This is a genomic window from Leifsonia virtsii (assembly GCF_030433675.1).
GTDB lineage: Bacteria > Actinomycetota > Actinomycetes > Actinomycetales > Microbacteriaceae > Leifsonia > Leifsonia virtsii.
Window position 1 is genome coordinate 998077 of sequence record NZ_JAROCB010000001.1, and the last position, 14238, is coordinate 1012314.

At 71.1% G+C, this 14238-nt stretch carries 15 protein-coding genes; 2 read left to right on the plus strand and 13 right to left on the minus strand.

Translation table 11 applies throughout. The features are described 5' to 3' along the window. Positions 1-59: 59 nt before the first annotated feature. From tsf to P5G59_RS04835, 3 genes are all read right to left on the minus strand, one after another. Positions 60-890 carry a translation elongation factor Ts gene (gene tsf, locus P5G59_RS04825; protein WP_301216525.1) on the minus strand — a complete coding sequence of 277 codons (831 nt, stop codon included), beginning with the start codon at positions 888-890 and terminating at the stop codon, positions 60-62. Between the two features lie 47 nt (positions 891-937). Further along, complete coding sequence (gene rpsB, locus P5G59_RS04830; protein WP_301216527.1) at positions 938-1861, minus strand: 30S ribosomal protein S2; 924 nt, start codon at positions 1859-1861, stop codon at positions 938-940. Between the two features lie 231 nt (positions 1862-2092). After that, entirely contained in the window at positions 2093-3529 is a 1437-nt protein-coding gene (locus tag P5G59_RS04835) for a sugar porter family MFS transporter (protein WP_435871244.1), read from the minus strand. 284 nt (positions 3530-3813) lie between these two features. Between P5G59_RS04835 and P5G59_RS04840 the strand changes: the two genes are divergently transcribed. Beyond that, positions 3814-4347: a murein hydrolase activator EnvC family protein gene (locus tag P5G59_RS04840; protein WP_301216531.1), complete on the plus strand. Its 534-nt coding sequence runs from the start codon at positions 3814-3816 to the stop codon at positions 4345-4347. 21 nt (positions 4348-4368) lie between these two features. On the opposite strand, the gene P5G59_RS04845 is transcribed toward P5G59_RS04840, so the two are convergent. The 8 genes from P5G59_RS04845 to P5G59_RS04880 form a co-directional block, all read right to left on the minus strand. Next, entirely contained in the window at positions 4369-5421 is a 1053-nt protein-coding gene (locus tag P5G59_RS04845) for a tyrosine recombinase XerC (RefSeq protein WP_301216533.1), read from the minus strand. Positions 5422-5504: 83 nt separating this feature from the next. Then, the gene (dprA, locus tag P5G59_RS04850; RefSeq protein ID WP_301216535.1) at positions 5505-6440 is read right to left on the minus strand and encodes a DNA-processing protein DprA; all 936 of its coding nucleotides are present in this window, start codon (positions 6438-6440) and stop codon (positions 5505-5507) included. 728 nt (positions 6441-7168) lie between these two features. Further along, complete coding sequence (locus P5G59_RS04855; RefSeq protein WP_301216537.1) at positions 7169-8707, minus strand: YifB family Mg chelatase-like AAA ATPase; 1539 nt, start codon at positions 8705-8707, stop codon at positions 7169-7171. Further along, positions 8707-9063: a YraN family protein gene (locus P5G59_RS04860; RefSeq protein WP_301216539.1), complete on the minus strand. Its 357-nt coding sequence runs from the start codon at positions 9061-9063 to the stop codon at positions 8707-8709. Before P5G59_RS04860 ends, P5G59_RS04855 begins: the two co-directional genes overlap by 1 nt. A 129-nt stretch (positions 9064-9192) precedes the next feature. Continuing rightward, positions 9193-9516: a DUF2469 family protein gene (locus P5G59_RS04865; RefSeq protein WP_018190696.1), complete on the minus strand. Its 324-nt coding sequence runs from the start codon at positions 9514-9516 to the stop codon at positions 9193-9195. Between the two features lie 54 nt (positions 9517-9570). After that, a complete protein-coding gene (locus P5G59_RS04870; protein ID WP_301216541.1) occupies positions 9571-10233 on the minus strand; it encodes a ribonuclease HII in 663 nt (220 codons plus the stop codon). Between the two features lie 131 nt (positions 10234-10364). Then, positions 10365-10712, minus strand: a complete 348-nt coding sequence (gene rplS, locus P5G59_RS04875) for a 50S ribosomal protein L19 (protein ID WP_301216543.1) — start codon at positions 10710-10712, stop codon at positions 10365-10367. A 185-nt stretch (positions 10713-10897) separates the two neighbouring features. After that, positions 10898-11395, minus strand: a complete 498-nt coding sequence (locus P5G59_RS04880; protein ID WP_301216545.1) for a hypothetical protein — start codon at positions 11393-11395, stop codon at positions 10898-10900. 93 nt (positions 11396-11488) lie between these two features. On the opposite strand from P5G59_RS04880, the gene map reads away from it, so the two are divergent. Continuing rightward, positions 11489-12253 (plus strand): type I methionyl aminopeptidase, encoded by a 765-nt coding sequence (map, locus tag P5G59_RS04885; protein ID WP_301216546.1) that lies wholly within the window; start codon positions 11489-11491, stop codon positions 12251-12253. A 20-nt stretch (positions 12254-12273) separates the two neighbouring features. On the opposite strand, the gene trmD is transcribed toward map, so the two are convergent. Beyond that, positions 12274-12957 (minus strand): tRNA (guanosine(37)-N1)-methyltransferase TrmD, encoded by a 684-nt coding sequence (gene trmD / locus P5G59_RS04890; RefSeq protein ID WP_301216547.1) that lies wholly within the window; start codon positions 12955-12957, stop codon positions 12274-12276. Positions 12958-12982: 25 nt separating this feature from the next. Next, on the minus strand, positions 12983-14194 hold the full coding sequence (locus P5G59_RS04895) for an MFS transporter (protein ID WP_301216548.1): 1212 nt from the start codon (positions 14192-14194) through the stop codon (positions 12983-12985). Positions 14195-14238 lie beyond the last annotated feature (44 nt).

The following is a 14238-nucleotide window of genomic DNA, read 5'->3' on the forward strand; positions in this document are numbered from 1 at the left end:
GGTGCGCACAGAAAAGGAGTCCGGATCGTCTGCACGATCCGGACTCCTTCATCGTCTGCTTACGCGCCGACCTTGAACCGGGCGAAGCCGGACACGGTCAACCCCGCGTCCTTGAGCACCTGGCTGATGGTCAGCTTGTTGTCGCGGGCGTACTCCTGCTCCAGCAGGGCGACCTGCTTGAAGTAGGCGCCGAGGCGGCCCTCGATGATCTTCGGGAGCGCGGCCTCCGGCTTGCCCTCGTTGCGCGAGATCTCCTCGACGATGCGACGCTCGTTCTCGACCTCGTCGGCCGGGACGTCCTCACGGGTGAGGTAGGTCGGGTTCGCGAACGAGATGTGCTGCGCGATGCTGCGGGCGGTCTCCGCGTCGTCGCCGGCGTAGCCGAGCACGACACCGACCTGCGGGGGCAGGTCCTTGGAGGTCTTGTGCAGGTAGATCGCGAACTTCTCGCCGTTCACGACGGCGATGCGGCGGAGCTCGACCTTCTCGCCGAGGATGGCGGCCTCGTCACCGATGAGCTCGGCGACGGTCTGGCTGCCGGCGGGGGCCGCGAGGGCCTCCTCCACGGTGGTGGCGCCCGCGGCGGCGGCCGCGTCGAGGACCTTGTCGGCCAGGGCGACGAACTTGTCGCCCTTCGCGACGAAGTCGGTCTCGCAGGCGAGCTCGATCATCGTGGCGGTGCCGTTGCCGTTCTCCTTGGCGGCGACGAGGCCCTCGCTCGTGGAGCGGTCGGCGCGCTTCGCGTTGCCCTTCGCACCCTTCAGGCGCAGGATCTCGGTGGCCTTCTCGACGTTGCCGTCGGCCTCCTCGAGCGCCTTCTTGGTGTCGACCATGCCGGTGCCGAGCTGCTCACGGAGAGCCTTGATGTCGGCGATGCTGATGTTTGCCATGTTCTGACTGGAACCTTCTTCTTCTCGAAGACTTCTGGTGGGGAGGGTTACTTGGACTCGGCGTCCGCGGCCGCCTCGGCGTCCGCCTCACCCTCGGCGATGACCTCGGCGGAGTCGGCCTTGGCCTCGGCCAGGTCGGCGTCCGCGTCCTTCTCGGTCTCGGCGCTCTCCTGGAGCTCGGTGTTCGCCTCGGTCGCAGCCGCCTCACCGGCGGACTGCTGCAGGAGCTCCTGCTCCCACTCGGCGAGCGGCTCGGCCTGCTCGGAGCCCTCCTCGGGCTTCTGGTGACGCTGGATGAGGCCCTCGGCCGCCGCGTCGGCGACGATGCGGGTCAGCAGCGTGACGGAGCGGATCGCGTCGTCGTTGCCCGGGATCGGGTACTGGACCTCGTCCGGGTCGCAGTTCGTGTCGAGGATGCCGATGACCGGGATGCCCAGCTTCTTGGCCTCGTCGATCGCGAGGTGCTCCTTCTTGGTGTCGACCACCCAGAGCGCGCTCGGGGTCTTCGACAGGTTGCGGATGCCGCCGAGCGACTTGTGCAGCTTGTCCAGCTCGCGCTTCTTGATCAGCAGCTCCTTCTTGGTGAAGCCGCTGGTGGTGCCCTCGAAGTCGAGCTCCTCGAGCTCCTTCATGCGGGCGAGGCGCTTGGACACGGTCTGGAAGTTGGTCAGCAGACCGCCCAGCCAGCGCTGGTTCACGTAGGGCTGGCCCACGCGGGTCGCCTGCTCGGCGATCGCCTGCTGGGCCTGCTTCTTGGTGCCGACGAAGAGGATGGTGCCGCCGTGGGCGACGGTCTCGCGGACGAAGTCGTACGTCTTGTCGATGTACGCGAGCGACTGCTGCAGGTCGATGATGTAGCTGCCCGAGCGCTCGGTGAGGATGAAGCGCTTCATCTTCGGGTTCCAGCGGCGGGTCTGGTGCCCGAAGTGGACGCCGCTGTCGAGCAGCTGGCGCATGGTGACGACGGCCATTGCCGTTCTCCTTTTGGTTGCGGTTGTCTCTGCGGCGGCCGGCGGCCGCCACACCTGGTGCCCCGCGCGCATCCGCACCCCTTCGACCGCACGGCGGTGGGCCGTGCTGTTCGCCAGAGGAGACCGGTGGATGCGCGTGCCGCCCCGGGCGGATGAACCGCTGAGGGCGTTCGGGCACGCGTAGTCACTCCGACGAGCGGAGTGCTTGCAACATCCTAGCAGGAAAGGGCGTCAGGCGGACTCGCCGCCGGAGCGCACCTGCGGCCCGCGCGAGCGCCCGCCCGCGTTCTTGAACAGCGTCTCCGCCTGCTCCAGCGCCATCCCGTTCGTCTCCGGGATCTTGAAGAACACGAAGAAGAACGACAGCGCCGCGAAGACGGCGTACATGCCGTAGGTGAACGGCAGTGAGAAGTCCGCCATCGGCGGGAACGAGATCGTCACCAGGAAGTTCGCGATCCACTGCGCCGCGGCGGCAACGCCGAGCGCCTTCCCGCGGATCCGGCTCGGGAAGATCTCGCCGAGCAGCACCCACACCAGCGGCCCCCAGGACGCGCCGAAGCAGACGACGAAGATGTTGGCCGCGACCAGCGCGATCGGCCCCCACGGCTCCGGGAGGGTGACCGCGCCGTTCTCCTTGACCGCGAACGCGAACGAGAGGGCCATCACGCCGAGCGAGAGCGCCATCCCGACCGAACCGGTGAGCAGGATCGGACGACGCCCGACGCGGTCGACGAGGAGGATGGCGACGATCGTGACGACGACGTTCGTCACCGAGGTGATGACGGTGATGAGCAGCGAGTTCTGCTCGGTGAAGCCGACCGCGCGCCACAGCGTCGTCGAGTAGTAGAAGATCACGTTGATGCCGACGAACTGCTGGAAGACGGACAGGATGATGCCGATCCAGACGATGGGCTTCAGGCCCAGCCGGTTGCCCACGAGGGTGGCCTTCGCCCCCTCCTTGTCCTCCTTGATCGCGTTCTCGATGTCGCCGATCTGCCGGTCGATGTCGCTCTCGGGCACCAGGGTCGCGAAGATGCGCCGCGCCTCGTCGCGGCGGCCGCTGGCCAGGAGGTAGCGCGGCGACTCCGGAAGGGTCAGGGCGAGGACGCCGTAGACGACCGACGGGATGACGCCGACCAGGAACATCCACCGCCAGGCCTCGAGGCCGAGCCACAGCTCCTTGGACGCGGACCCGGCGATCCCGGCGAGGAGTGCGTCGGAGAGCAGCGCGACGAAGATACCGATGGTGATCGCCAGCTGCTGCAGCGAGGCCAGCCGTCCGCGCGACTGGCGCGGCGAGATCTCGGCGATGTACGCCGGTGCGACGACGGACGCGATGCCGATGCCGAGGCCGCCGATCACGCGCCAGAAGCCCAGGTCCCAGGCGGAGAACGCGAGCCCGGCGCCGATGGAGCTGGCCAGGAACAGGATCGCGCCGATCAGCATGACCCGCAGCCGCCCCCAGCGGTCGGCGAGCCGGCCTGCGATGAAAGCGCCGACGGCGCAGCCGAGCAGGGCGATGGCGACGATGAAGCCGGTGACGAAGGCGTTGAGCGCGAAGTTGTGCTGGATCGAGTCGACCGCGCCGTTGATGACGGAGGAGTCGAACCCGAACAGGAAGCCGCCGACCGCCGCCGCGAGGGCGAGTCCGACGACTTTGCGTCGCATCGCCGCCGTCGGGCGGTGTGCGGCGTCGTCGTCGGTCGTGGAGCGTGCGGTGCTTCGTTGTTCTGACATGTCATCCCTTTTCGGTTGTGCTCGCCTCGCTGTCCGCGCCGCTCGGGGGCGTTGCGAGGGCGAACCTCACGGTACGCCAGGAAGCGGGTGGGGAGAACCGTCGGGTCTCCCTCGCGGTGCCCACAGGCGCGGTGCACACGGAGTTGTGCACAGATCCCGCGCGAGCGGGATGCGGTTGGGGGTGCGGACGCGAGAGTGGGTGCCGGAGAACTCGCGTGAGGCGGGAGGGAGGCGTCGGGATGGTGCGCTTGGCGATGGCGGGCTGGGTGATGGCGGTGGTGGCGATGGCGTTCGGGCCGTGGCCGGGAGCCGGATCGGTGAGCGAGTCCCGGTCGGGGTCGTGGCTGTGGCCGGTCCCGTCGCACATCCCGGTCGCGGCGTACGCCGCTCCCCCGACCCGGTACGCGGCCGGTCACCGCGGCATCGATCTCGCCGTGACGCCGGGCCAGCCGGTCGCCGCGCCGGCGGACGGGGTCGTGCGCTTCGCCGGGGTGGTCGTGGACCGCCCGGTGGTGACCCTCGACCACGGCGGCGGTGTGCTCTCCAGCTTCGAGCCGGTCGTGGCCGGCCTCCCGGTGGGTTCCACCGTCGCGCGGGGCGCCGTCTTCGGGACGACGGCGGACGGAGGGCACTGCGCAGATGGGTGTCTCCACGTGGGCGTGCGGATCGACGGCGAGTACGTCTCCCCGCTGCGGTTCTTCGCCCGTGTCCCGCGGGCCGTCCTGCTGCCGCTGGGGTCGGCGCGGTGACCGCAGCACACGACCACCCTCTCAGGCGCGCGGGTGCGCGATGCGGTAGGCCTCCTTGAGCCGCTCCGAGGAGACGTGCGTGTAGATCTGGGTGGTCCCCAGGCTGGCGTGCCCGAGGATCTCCTGCACCGCACGGAGGTCGGCGCCGCCGTCGAGCAGGTGCGTCGCCGCGGTGTGCCGGAGCGCGTGCGGCCCGGACGGCCCGCCGCCCGGCAGGTCGGCCAGCAGCCCTGCGACGAGTTGGTAGACGGCGCGGCTGCCGATGCGTCCGCCGCGCGCGCCGAGGAACAGCGCCGGACCGGAGGCCGCCGTCGCCAGCAGCGGCCGTCCCGCCGTGATCCAGCGCCGGATGGCCCGCAGGGCCGGGACCCCGAAGGGCACCACGCGCTCCTTCGACCCTTTGCCCGTGACCCGCACGGTGAGCCGGTCGAGGTCGACGTCGTCCACGTCGAGGCCCGTCAGCTCGGACACCCGGATCCCGGCCGCGTACAGCACCTCGATCAGGGCGACGTCCCGGAGTGACCCGGGCTCCCCGTCCTCCGCGCGCGCCGCCAGTCCCGCCAGCATCCCGTCCATCTGCTCGCGCGTGATCACCCGCGGCAGCGTCTTGTCCGCCTTCGGCGCCCGCAACCGGGCCGCGGCATCGACGATCGTCGCTCCCGCACTCTCCGGCCCAGCGCTCTCCGACCCGGCGCTCTCCGGCCCTGCGCTCTCCTCACCGGCACGCTCTCCGCCGGGCCCGTCCGGCGCGACAGCCGGAGGTGCGCCTGCCGGACTTGCGCCTGCCGGAGTTGCGCCTGCCATCGCTGTCCGCGCCAGCCAGGCGCTGAAACCCCGGGCCGAGGCCGATCGGCGCGCGAGCGTGGACTTGGCGAGGCCCCGCTGCGACCCCTCCCAGAGCCAGTCGCGGTACAGGTCGAGGGTCAAGCCGGCCGGCGACACGACGCCGCGCGTCTCCGCGAATTCCGCCAACGCAGCGAGGTCGGAACGGTACGCCCGGATCGTCTGCGGCGAGTACCCGCGCTCCACGCGCAGATGGCGCTCGTACGCATCGATCGAGGCCGCCAGGTTCACCCCTCAAGCATCGCGCGGCGGCCCTCGCGGGAGCGGGAGCGACGCGCGACGGCCGATGCAGCTCCGCCGACCGGGGCGGCGCATCATCGGGTGGCCCGTCGTGGCTGGTCGCCGATCAGGACCCATCCTCCGCCCCGCTCCCGGGCTCGTCCGGCGAGATCCATGCGGCCGAGGACGGCGGCGACGGTTGAGAACGGGAGGCCGGCTCGCGCTGCGACCTCATCCGCGCTCGCCGCTCGCGACGACGACAGGTGGGCGATGACGCGGGGCTCCGGATCGGGGCCGTCCGGCACCCCGCCACTCGGACCGGCGTCGTCCGGAGGTGGAGCACTGCTGCCGAGCGGGTCCGCCAGTTCCGCCATCTCCTCGACCGTGGTCACACACGTGGCCGCGTACTCGCGGATCAGCCGGTGCGTGCCCGCCGACGCGGGCGACAGGATGCTGCCCGGAACCGCCCCGAGAGGTCGGGCCATCTGTGCGGCGTGCCCAGCGGTGTTGAGCGAGCCGGAGCGGTGACCGGCCTCCACGACCACCGTGGCGGTGGCGGACGCCGCGATCAGCCTGTTCCGCATCAGGAAGCGCCAACGTGTCGGCGCCGAACCCGGCGGCAGCTCCGCGGCGAGCACGCCCGTGGCCGCGATGCGACGCAGCAGCTCGCTATTGCCCGCCGGATACAGCCGGTCGACACCGCCCGCGAGGAACGCGACCGTGACGCCCCCGCTGGCGACGGCGGCGCGGTGCGCGGCGGCGTCGATCCCGTACGCGCCGCCGGACACGATGGCGAAGCCGCGATCCACCAGTCCTGCCGCGCTCTCCCCCGCCACGTGCTCTCCGTACGCCGTGGCCGCCCGCGCCCCGACAAGGGCGATCGAGCGGTCGAGCCGTGCCAGACGGGATGGGTCGCCGCGGACCCACAGAGCCAGCGGCGCCGCTTCCTCGAGCGCCTCGAAGCCCGACGGCCAGAGCGGTGAGCATGGCGTCAGGAGCTGCGAGCCGATCCGTGCTGCACGCTCCAGCACGCGCTGCGTCTCCGCCAGAGTGAGGCGCGATCGCCATCGGGACAGGCATTCCTCGAGGCGGCGCTCCGCCCGGCTGTCACGCCGCTTCGAGTCACCGCGGGAAGGACGCGGGTCTGGCCGCGGAGCCCCGTCGACCGCTCGGGCGTCTCCGAGCGACGGGCCCCAATCGGCCGCCGAAGCGGACCCGCTGTTCGTGGGGTCGCTCTTCGAGTGAATTCTCGCGTCTCCGCTCACTCGGCGCCGCGAGCTCCGGGCGGCGCCGGGTGCGGCGTCCGTTCTCGAAGGCGGTGACGAATCGGTCTGAGACTCCAATGCGACCGGCCTCGGACCGTCATACGCCTGCTGAGGCAGGAGGTCGCCGGAGCGTGCGAAGTCGTCCGCACTCCCCCTCAGCGCTTGCAGCAGGCGACGGGCATCGGTCCCGTCGATGATCGCGGAGACCAGCGCCACCGGACCGAGAGCCCCCAGCAAGCGCCCGGCCTCCTGATCACCGGGTTCGATCGCCGTCGAGAGCGCGACGCGCGCGAAGAGTTCGGCGCAGACGGCGCGATCGCTCAGCGACCCGTCGGGCGATCCGTCGACCGGTGGCAGAACGGGTGCGAGAAGCCGCGGCAGCGCTGCGTCTGCGACGCCCGGGAAGTCTCCTGGAGCGAAGCCCGAGTCGCAGTCCGTACCGATAGTGGGCGCGGCGATGTGCCGGTGGACGGCGCAGTCATCGCAGGGCCCGGTCACGAGGCGATCCCTCGACGCAGGAAGAGGGCGCGGCCGACGTGGTCGACGTCCGGTGACGGCGCCTGGTCGAGGTCGGCCAGCGTCCAGGCAAGGCGCAGAGTGCGATCGTAGCCGCGCATGGTGATCGCGCCGCGCTCGAGGGCGCGGTCGAGCGGAGCGATCGCGCGGGACCCCAGACGGCGCTCGCCGGCGCGCAGCCAGCTGCCGGAGACGTCGGCGTTGCGCGACCACTCCGTTCCGCGCAGGCGCTCTGCGGCGACGGCTCGCGCAGTCTCGACCCGAGCGCGGAGCAGCTCGCTCGTACGGTCAGAGCGCTGGTGATCGGCGGAACGGACCGCCGCCACGCCGAGCCGCCGGACCGTGAGCCGGATGTCGACGCGGTCGAGCAGCGGCCCGGACATTCGGGCGAAATAGCGACGCCGCGACATGGGCGAGCAGGTGCACTCCTCGTCCGCCGAGCCGTAGTGGCCGCAGGGGCAGGGATTCGAGGCGAGCACGAGCTGGAAGCGGGCCGGGAAGGAAGCCGCCCCGCTCGCCCGGTGGATGGTGATGCTGCCGTTCTCGAGCGGCTGCCGCAGGGCGTCCAGCACCGACGGAGGGAACTCCGCCGCCTCGTCGAGGAACAGCACGCCGTGCGTCGCACGCACGATCGCGCCGGGGGCGATGCGGCCCGTCCCGCCACCGACCAGCGCGGCGGCGGACGCCGTGTGGTGCGGAGCCTCGAACGGCGGACGGCGGACGAGGTCTTTGCCGACGCCCGCTCCGGTCAGCGAGCGGATGCAGGTGGCCTCCACCGCCTCCGGCCCGGCCAGATCGGGCAAGATCGTCGGCAGGCGCCGGGCGAGCATCGTCTTGCCCGAGCCCGGTGGTCCGACCATCGACAGGTGGTGGCCGCCGGCGGCGGCCGCCAGCAGGGCCGCGATGGCCTCGTCGTTCCCGGCGACATCGGCCATGTCGGGCTCGGCCGCCTCGCGGACCTCCGGCTGAGGCGGCAGCACCGGCTCCTCCTCCACCGGATCGAGCTCGGCGCCGTGGGCGATCGCCGCGGCACGAAGGCCGGTGACGCCCAGGACGTCGATGCCCTCGACCAGCGACGCCTCCTCGGCGTTGCCCGCGGGCACGAAGACGCGGGCGAAGCCGGCGTCACGGGCGGCGAGCACGGCGGGAAGGATGCCCGAGACCGGCCGGAGCCTTCCGTCGAGCCCGAGCTCGCCGAGGTGGACGGCACCGGCGGCCGAGTCCGGCGGCACGGTTCCGGCCGCGGACAGGGCCGCGATGGCGATGGCGAGGTCGAATCCCGATCCCTGCTTCGGAAGGGCGGCGGGCGACAGGTTGATCGTGAGCTTCTTCTGCGTCAGCGGGCACCCGGCGTTCACCGCGGCCGCTCCGACCCGCTTCCGGGACTCGCCCAGCGCGGTGTCGGGGAGCCCGATCAGGACGAAGGCGGGAAGGCCGGCGGAGATGTCGGCCTCGACCTCGACCACATGACCGCGGACGCCGTGCAGGGCGACGGCGAAGGTGCGTGCGAGTGCCATCAGACGATCCCGGTCAGGTGCTCGACCTGCGGGCGCTCACTCCACGCGTCGGTGACGGCGACCGCGTCGATGCGCACCTCTGCCGCGACCGGTGCGTGCTCACGGCACCACTGGGCCGCCAGACGCCGGAGCCTGGCACTCTTCTCGAATGTGATCGCCTCGAACGGGTGGCCGAATTCGAGCGAGGACCGCGTCTTCACCTCCGCGAAGACCAGCGTCCGCCCCTGGCGAAGCACCAGGTCGAGTTCCCCGGTCGCGCACCGCCAGTTGCGGTCGATGACCCGGTAACCGAGCCCCTCCAGCCAGTCGGCCGCGACCTGTTCGCCGCGCCGACCCAAATCGTCTTTCCGTGCCATGTGAACCTCCGCCACCAGCCTCGTGGAGGCATCGAGGCGCAGAAGGGCGGAGGAAGAGAACGGTGGAGAACCGGCCGGTCCGTCAGGCTGTGGACGGAAACTCGATCATGCGAACAGCGTCACCGAGCGTCACTCGTCGAGCGCGAGCTCCTTCGGCAACTCGAACTCCTTCGACGACAGCTCCTCGATGTTGACGTCCTTGAACGTCAGCACCCGCACGGACTTCACGAAGCGGTCGGCGCGGTACACGTCCCACACCCAGACGTCGTTCATCGTCAGCTCGAAGTAGAAGTCGTGCTCGGTGTCGCGGCGCACGAACTCCACCTCGTTCGCGAGGTAGAACCGCCGCTCCGTCTCGATCACATACTTGAACTGCGAGACGACGTCCCGGTACTCGCGATACAAAGCCAACTCGACCTCGCGGTCGTAGTCGTCGAACTCGTCTTCATCCATCGTCCGACAAGTCTATGCCGGTTGAGCCGGGAGCGCGCCGGGTGTGCGCCGGACCTACTCGGACAGTTCGACCAGCGCGGGCTGCTTCAGCCAGGTGAGACGGTGCAGCGCACTGGGGCCGAGCTCGGCGATCGCAGCGAAATGCTCCGGAGACGAGTAGCCCTTGTTGCTCGCCCAGCCGTAGCCGGGATACTCCAGGTCGTGCGCGATCATCATCCGGTCGCGGTGCACCTTGGCGATCACGGAGGCCGCCGCCACCGAGGCGCAGTCGCGGTCGGCCTTGATGCGGGTCACGACCTTCGCCGGACGCATCAGCGACGGATTGAGATAGTCGTAATTGCCGTCGAGGATGAGCGTGCTGTCGTGCACGGGGGCGTCCTGCTCCTCCAGCTGGGCGAGGGCGCGAGCACCGGCGAGACCCAGGCAGCGCATGATCCCGAGGGCGTCGACCTCCTCTGCGCTGGCGAGCCCGACGGCGTGGTGCATCGCCCACCTGCGGCAGAGCGGTTCGAGCGACTCGCGCGCGGGCTCCGGCAGCAGCTTGGAGTCGCGCAGCCCCGGCGGGATGCGCTTGACCGCGGTGTCGATGACGACCATCCCGACGGCGACCGGCCCGGCGAGCGCTCCGCGGCCGACCTCGTCCACCGCGACGATCGAGGTCACTCCCTGCCGGTACAGGGCCTTCTCGAAGCGCAGCGTGGGGGACACCGGGGTCATCATCCGCTCGTCACTCCCTCACGTTCCTGCCGACCGTCCCAGGATAAACGCTCGCGGAGCCGCGGGCCGACCGGAAACGACGGAACCCCCGGTCCGAGTGGACCGGGGGTTCCGGAAAGGGACGCGGAGACTCAGCTCTCGCGCTTCTCCTTGATCTTCGCCTTCTTGCCGCGGAGCTCGCGCAGGTAGTAGAGCTTCGCGCGACGGACGTCACCGCGGGTGACGACCTCGATCTTGTCGATGACCGGGGAGTGCACGGGGAAGGTACGCTCGACGCCGACCTGGAAGCTGACCTTGCGGACCGTGAAGGTCTCGCGGACGCCCTCGCCGGAGCGGCCGATGACCACGCCCTGGAAGACCTGGATACGAGAGCGGGTGCCCTCGATGATGTTCACGTGCACCTTGACGGTGTCGCCGGCGCGGAACGCGGGGATGTCCTGCTTAAGGGACGCGGCGTCCACCTGATCGAGGATGTGCATGGCTGTTCGCTCTCTGTACCCGCCGCAGGTCGGGGACGGACTCGGGGCCGGCTCCAGGCGGAGCGGCCATGATTCGGTAAGTGGGTGTCCGCGAGAAGTGCTGGCTCCCCTGTGGCAGAGCCTGGCCGCGGCACAAGGGTCAATTCTGCCAGACGCGGGGCCTGAATGCCAAAGCGGACGACGGCTCAGTCGCGCTCGCGCCGCTCCTCGATGACGATGTACTCGCCGCCGTCCACCGACTCCCCCGGCGCGTCCGGCACCTCGCGCGGCTGGGCGGCGCGCTGGTAGGCCTCGAAAGTGAGCTGGACGCGCGCCCGCGTCTCGGTCAGCAGCTCCCACAGCGACACCCAGAAGATCGCGGCGAACAGCAGGAGGCCGATCACGGCGAACCAGCCGGTGGCGCCCGGCACGAAGAACCCGAACCCGATGATCGAGAGGTGCCAGAGGGTGAAGAGCAGGACGTCCCACCACGACACCGCGCGCTGCTCGCGCACACTGCGCCGTGCCATGACGATGCCGCCGACGACCAGCATGGCGACGAACAGGATCGGGCACAGCACCAGGAGCCCGAGGAAGGACCAGCCGCTGCCCTGACTGAAGGCGGCCCAGCCGACGAGAAGCCACGCCGGCAGCACCACGGCGGACGGGAAGAGCCACCAGTAGAACGCCTTGCGGATGATCACGCCTCCAGCGTAGCCGCGGGCGCCTGTGCCGGGGCTGCGGGTTTCCCTCGCGCACCTGACAGACTGGAGTCGTCGCCGAAGAGAGGAACCCGCGTGATCGAGCTGAGGACACCCGCCGAGATCGAGCAGATGCGCCCGGCCGGACGGTTCGTCGCCGACGTGCTGGCACAGACTTCTGCGGCGGCGAAGGTGGGCGTGAACCTGCTCGAGCTGGACGCTCTGGCGCACGAGCTGATCCGGCGCCGCGGGGCCGAGTCCTGCTACATCGACTACCACCCCTCCTTCGGCGCGAGCCCGTTCGGGAAGGTGATCTGCACCTCCGTCAACGACGCGGTGCTGCACGGGCTGCCGCACGACTACCGGCTGCAGGACGGCGACCTCCTGACGCTCGATTTCGCGGCGAGCGTCGACGGCTGGGTGGCCGACTCGGCCGTCAGCGTCGTGGTCGGCACGCCGCGCGATCAGGACCTCCGGCTCATCGAGACGACGCGCCGCGCGCTCGCGGCGGGCATCCAGGCCGCGCAGCCCGGCGGCAAGGTGGGCGACATCTCGGCCGCGATCGCCGCCGTCGCCCATGCGGAGGGGTACTCGATCAACACGCAGTTCGGCGGCCACGGCGTCGGGCGCACGATGCACGGCGACCCGCACGTCCCCAACGACGGGCGCGCCGGCCGCGGCTACCCGCTCCGCCCGGGCCTCGTGATCGCGATCGAGCCGTGGTTCCTGGAGACAACCGACGAGATCTACACGGACAAGGACGGCTGGACCCTCCGCAGCGCGGACGGGTCCCGCGGCGCGCACTCCGAGCACACGATCGCCATCACCCCCGACGGCCCTCTCGTCCTCACCGCTCCCTGACTCGCCCCTCCACGCCCCGGTCAGGGGAGGAGGTCGGGGCGGACGGCGCGGGTGCGCGCCAGCTGCTGCTCGTGGCGCCAGGCGTCGACGGCGCCATGATTGCCGGACAGGAGCACGGGCGGCACCTCCCGGCCGCGCCAGACGGCGGGCTTCGTGTAGCTCGGGTACTCGAGCAACCCGTCCTCGTGGGATTCCTCCACCAGGCTCTCGGGGTTGCCGACCACACCGGGGATGAGCCGCCCGATCGCCTCGATCATCGCCATGGTGGCGACCTCTCCCCCGTTCAGCACGTAGTCGCCGATGCTCATCAGCCGCACCCGCGCCCGCGCGGCCGTGTCGTCGAACACTCGCTGGTCGATGCCCTCGTACCGGCCGCAGCCGAACACGAGGTGCTGCTCCTGCGCCAGCTCGCGCGCCGTGGCCTGGGTGAAGACCTCACCGGCCGGCGACGGGAAGATCACCACCGGGTCGGACGCGCCCTCGAGGATGCCGTCGAGCGCCTCCCCCCAGGGTTCCGGCTTCATCACCATGCCCGCTCCCCCGCCGTACGGCGTGTCGTCGACGGTGCGGTGCCGGTCGTGCGTGTGGTCGCGGAGGTCGTGCACGCCGAGCGTGATCAGCCCCGACTGGCGGGCCTTGCCGAGCAGGGAGATGTCGAGCACATCGAAGAAGGTCGGGAAGATCGTGACGATGTCGATGCGCATGGGGAAAGTCTAGAAGGGCGCGGCCTCACACCGGCACGACGGCCAGCTCCCGGTCGCGCGGCACGAGCGGCGTCGCGACGGCCGGGCAGACCGCCACGAGCGCGAAGGCGAGCGGGTAGCCGACCCAGCCGATGAGCGCGCCGACGGCGGGGCCGACGACCGAGGCGGCGAGGAACTGGCCCGTGTTCTGCGTGCCGAGCGCGCGTCCCGACCAGAACGGTCCGGCGATCTCGGCGACCGAGGTGTAGGCGAGCCCGTTGTCGGCGACGGTCACGATCGCCGCCACGATGAGGATGACGGCCGCGGCGACCGATCCGAGAGCCGAGGCCGCCGCCATCAGCAGCATGACCGCGACAGCGCACAGCGAGACCCAGCGCAGCGGCCGCAGGTGACTGCCGACGCGGTCGCTGAGCAGGCCGACGCCGATGCGGCCGAGCGCCCCGGCGAACTGGCTGACGCCGATGACGATGCCGGCGGCGAGCGACGGGAAGTGCAGCTGCGACACCAGCCAGACCAGCCCGAAGGTGGACACGGTGAACTGGGGGACGACGAGCAGCATCGAGACCGCGTGGATGCGCCATAGCAGCGACGTCTCCCGGTACGGCCGCCAGGCCGCCTGCGGGTGCGCCCGCTCCCCTTCGGCCGCACGGCGCGGCGGGCGCGGCGGGTCGACGATGCCGATCGCGCACAGCACGGCCGACACCGCGCAGAGCACCGCGGGAACGACGAGCGCGGCCGCGATGCCGCCCGTCGAGGCGAGCACCGGGACGCTGACTGCGGCGATCGCGACGCCGAGCGGCTGGCACATCTGCCGGATGCCCATGGCGAGCCCTCGGCGCTCCTTCGGGAACCAGCCGATCACCACGCGGCCACTGGCGGCGTTCGGGCTGGCGGAGGCCATGCCGCCGACGAGGAACAGCGCGCCGAGCGCCAGGTAGGAGTCGGCGAACATCGCGGCGAACGCGGCCAGCGCGGTCACCGCGAGACCGGAGGCGATGACCCAGCGCTCCCCGATCCGGTCGCTCAGGGCGCCCCAGGCGATCAGGGTGAGCACGAGCCCGAGCGTCGGCGCCGAGGCGAGCAGTCCGGCCTGCGCCAGGCTCAGTCCGCGCTCGGTGTGCAGCAGCGGGATGAGGAAGGCGGGGGTCGAGACGAACACGGTGGAGCTCGCCTGGGCGAGGACGCCGAAGGCCAGCATCAACCAAGGGCGTGGATGACGTGCGCGCGTGCCGATCATGGGTATACCCTAGCGGTATACCAAGCCGGTATACCAAAGGAGGA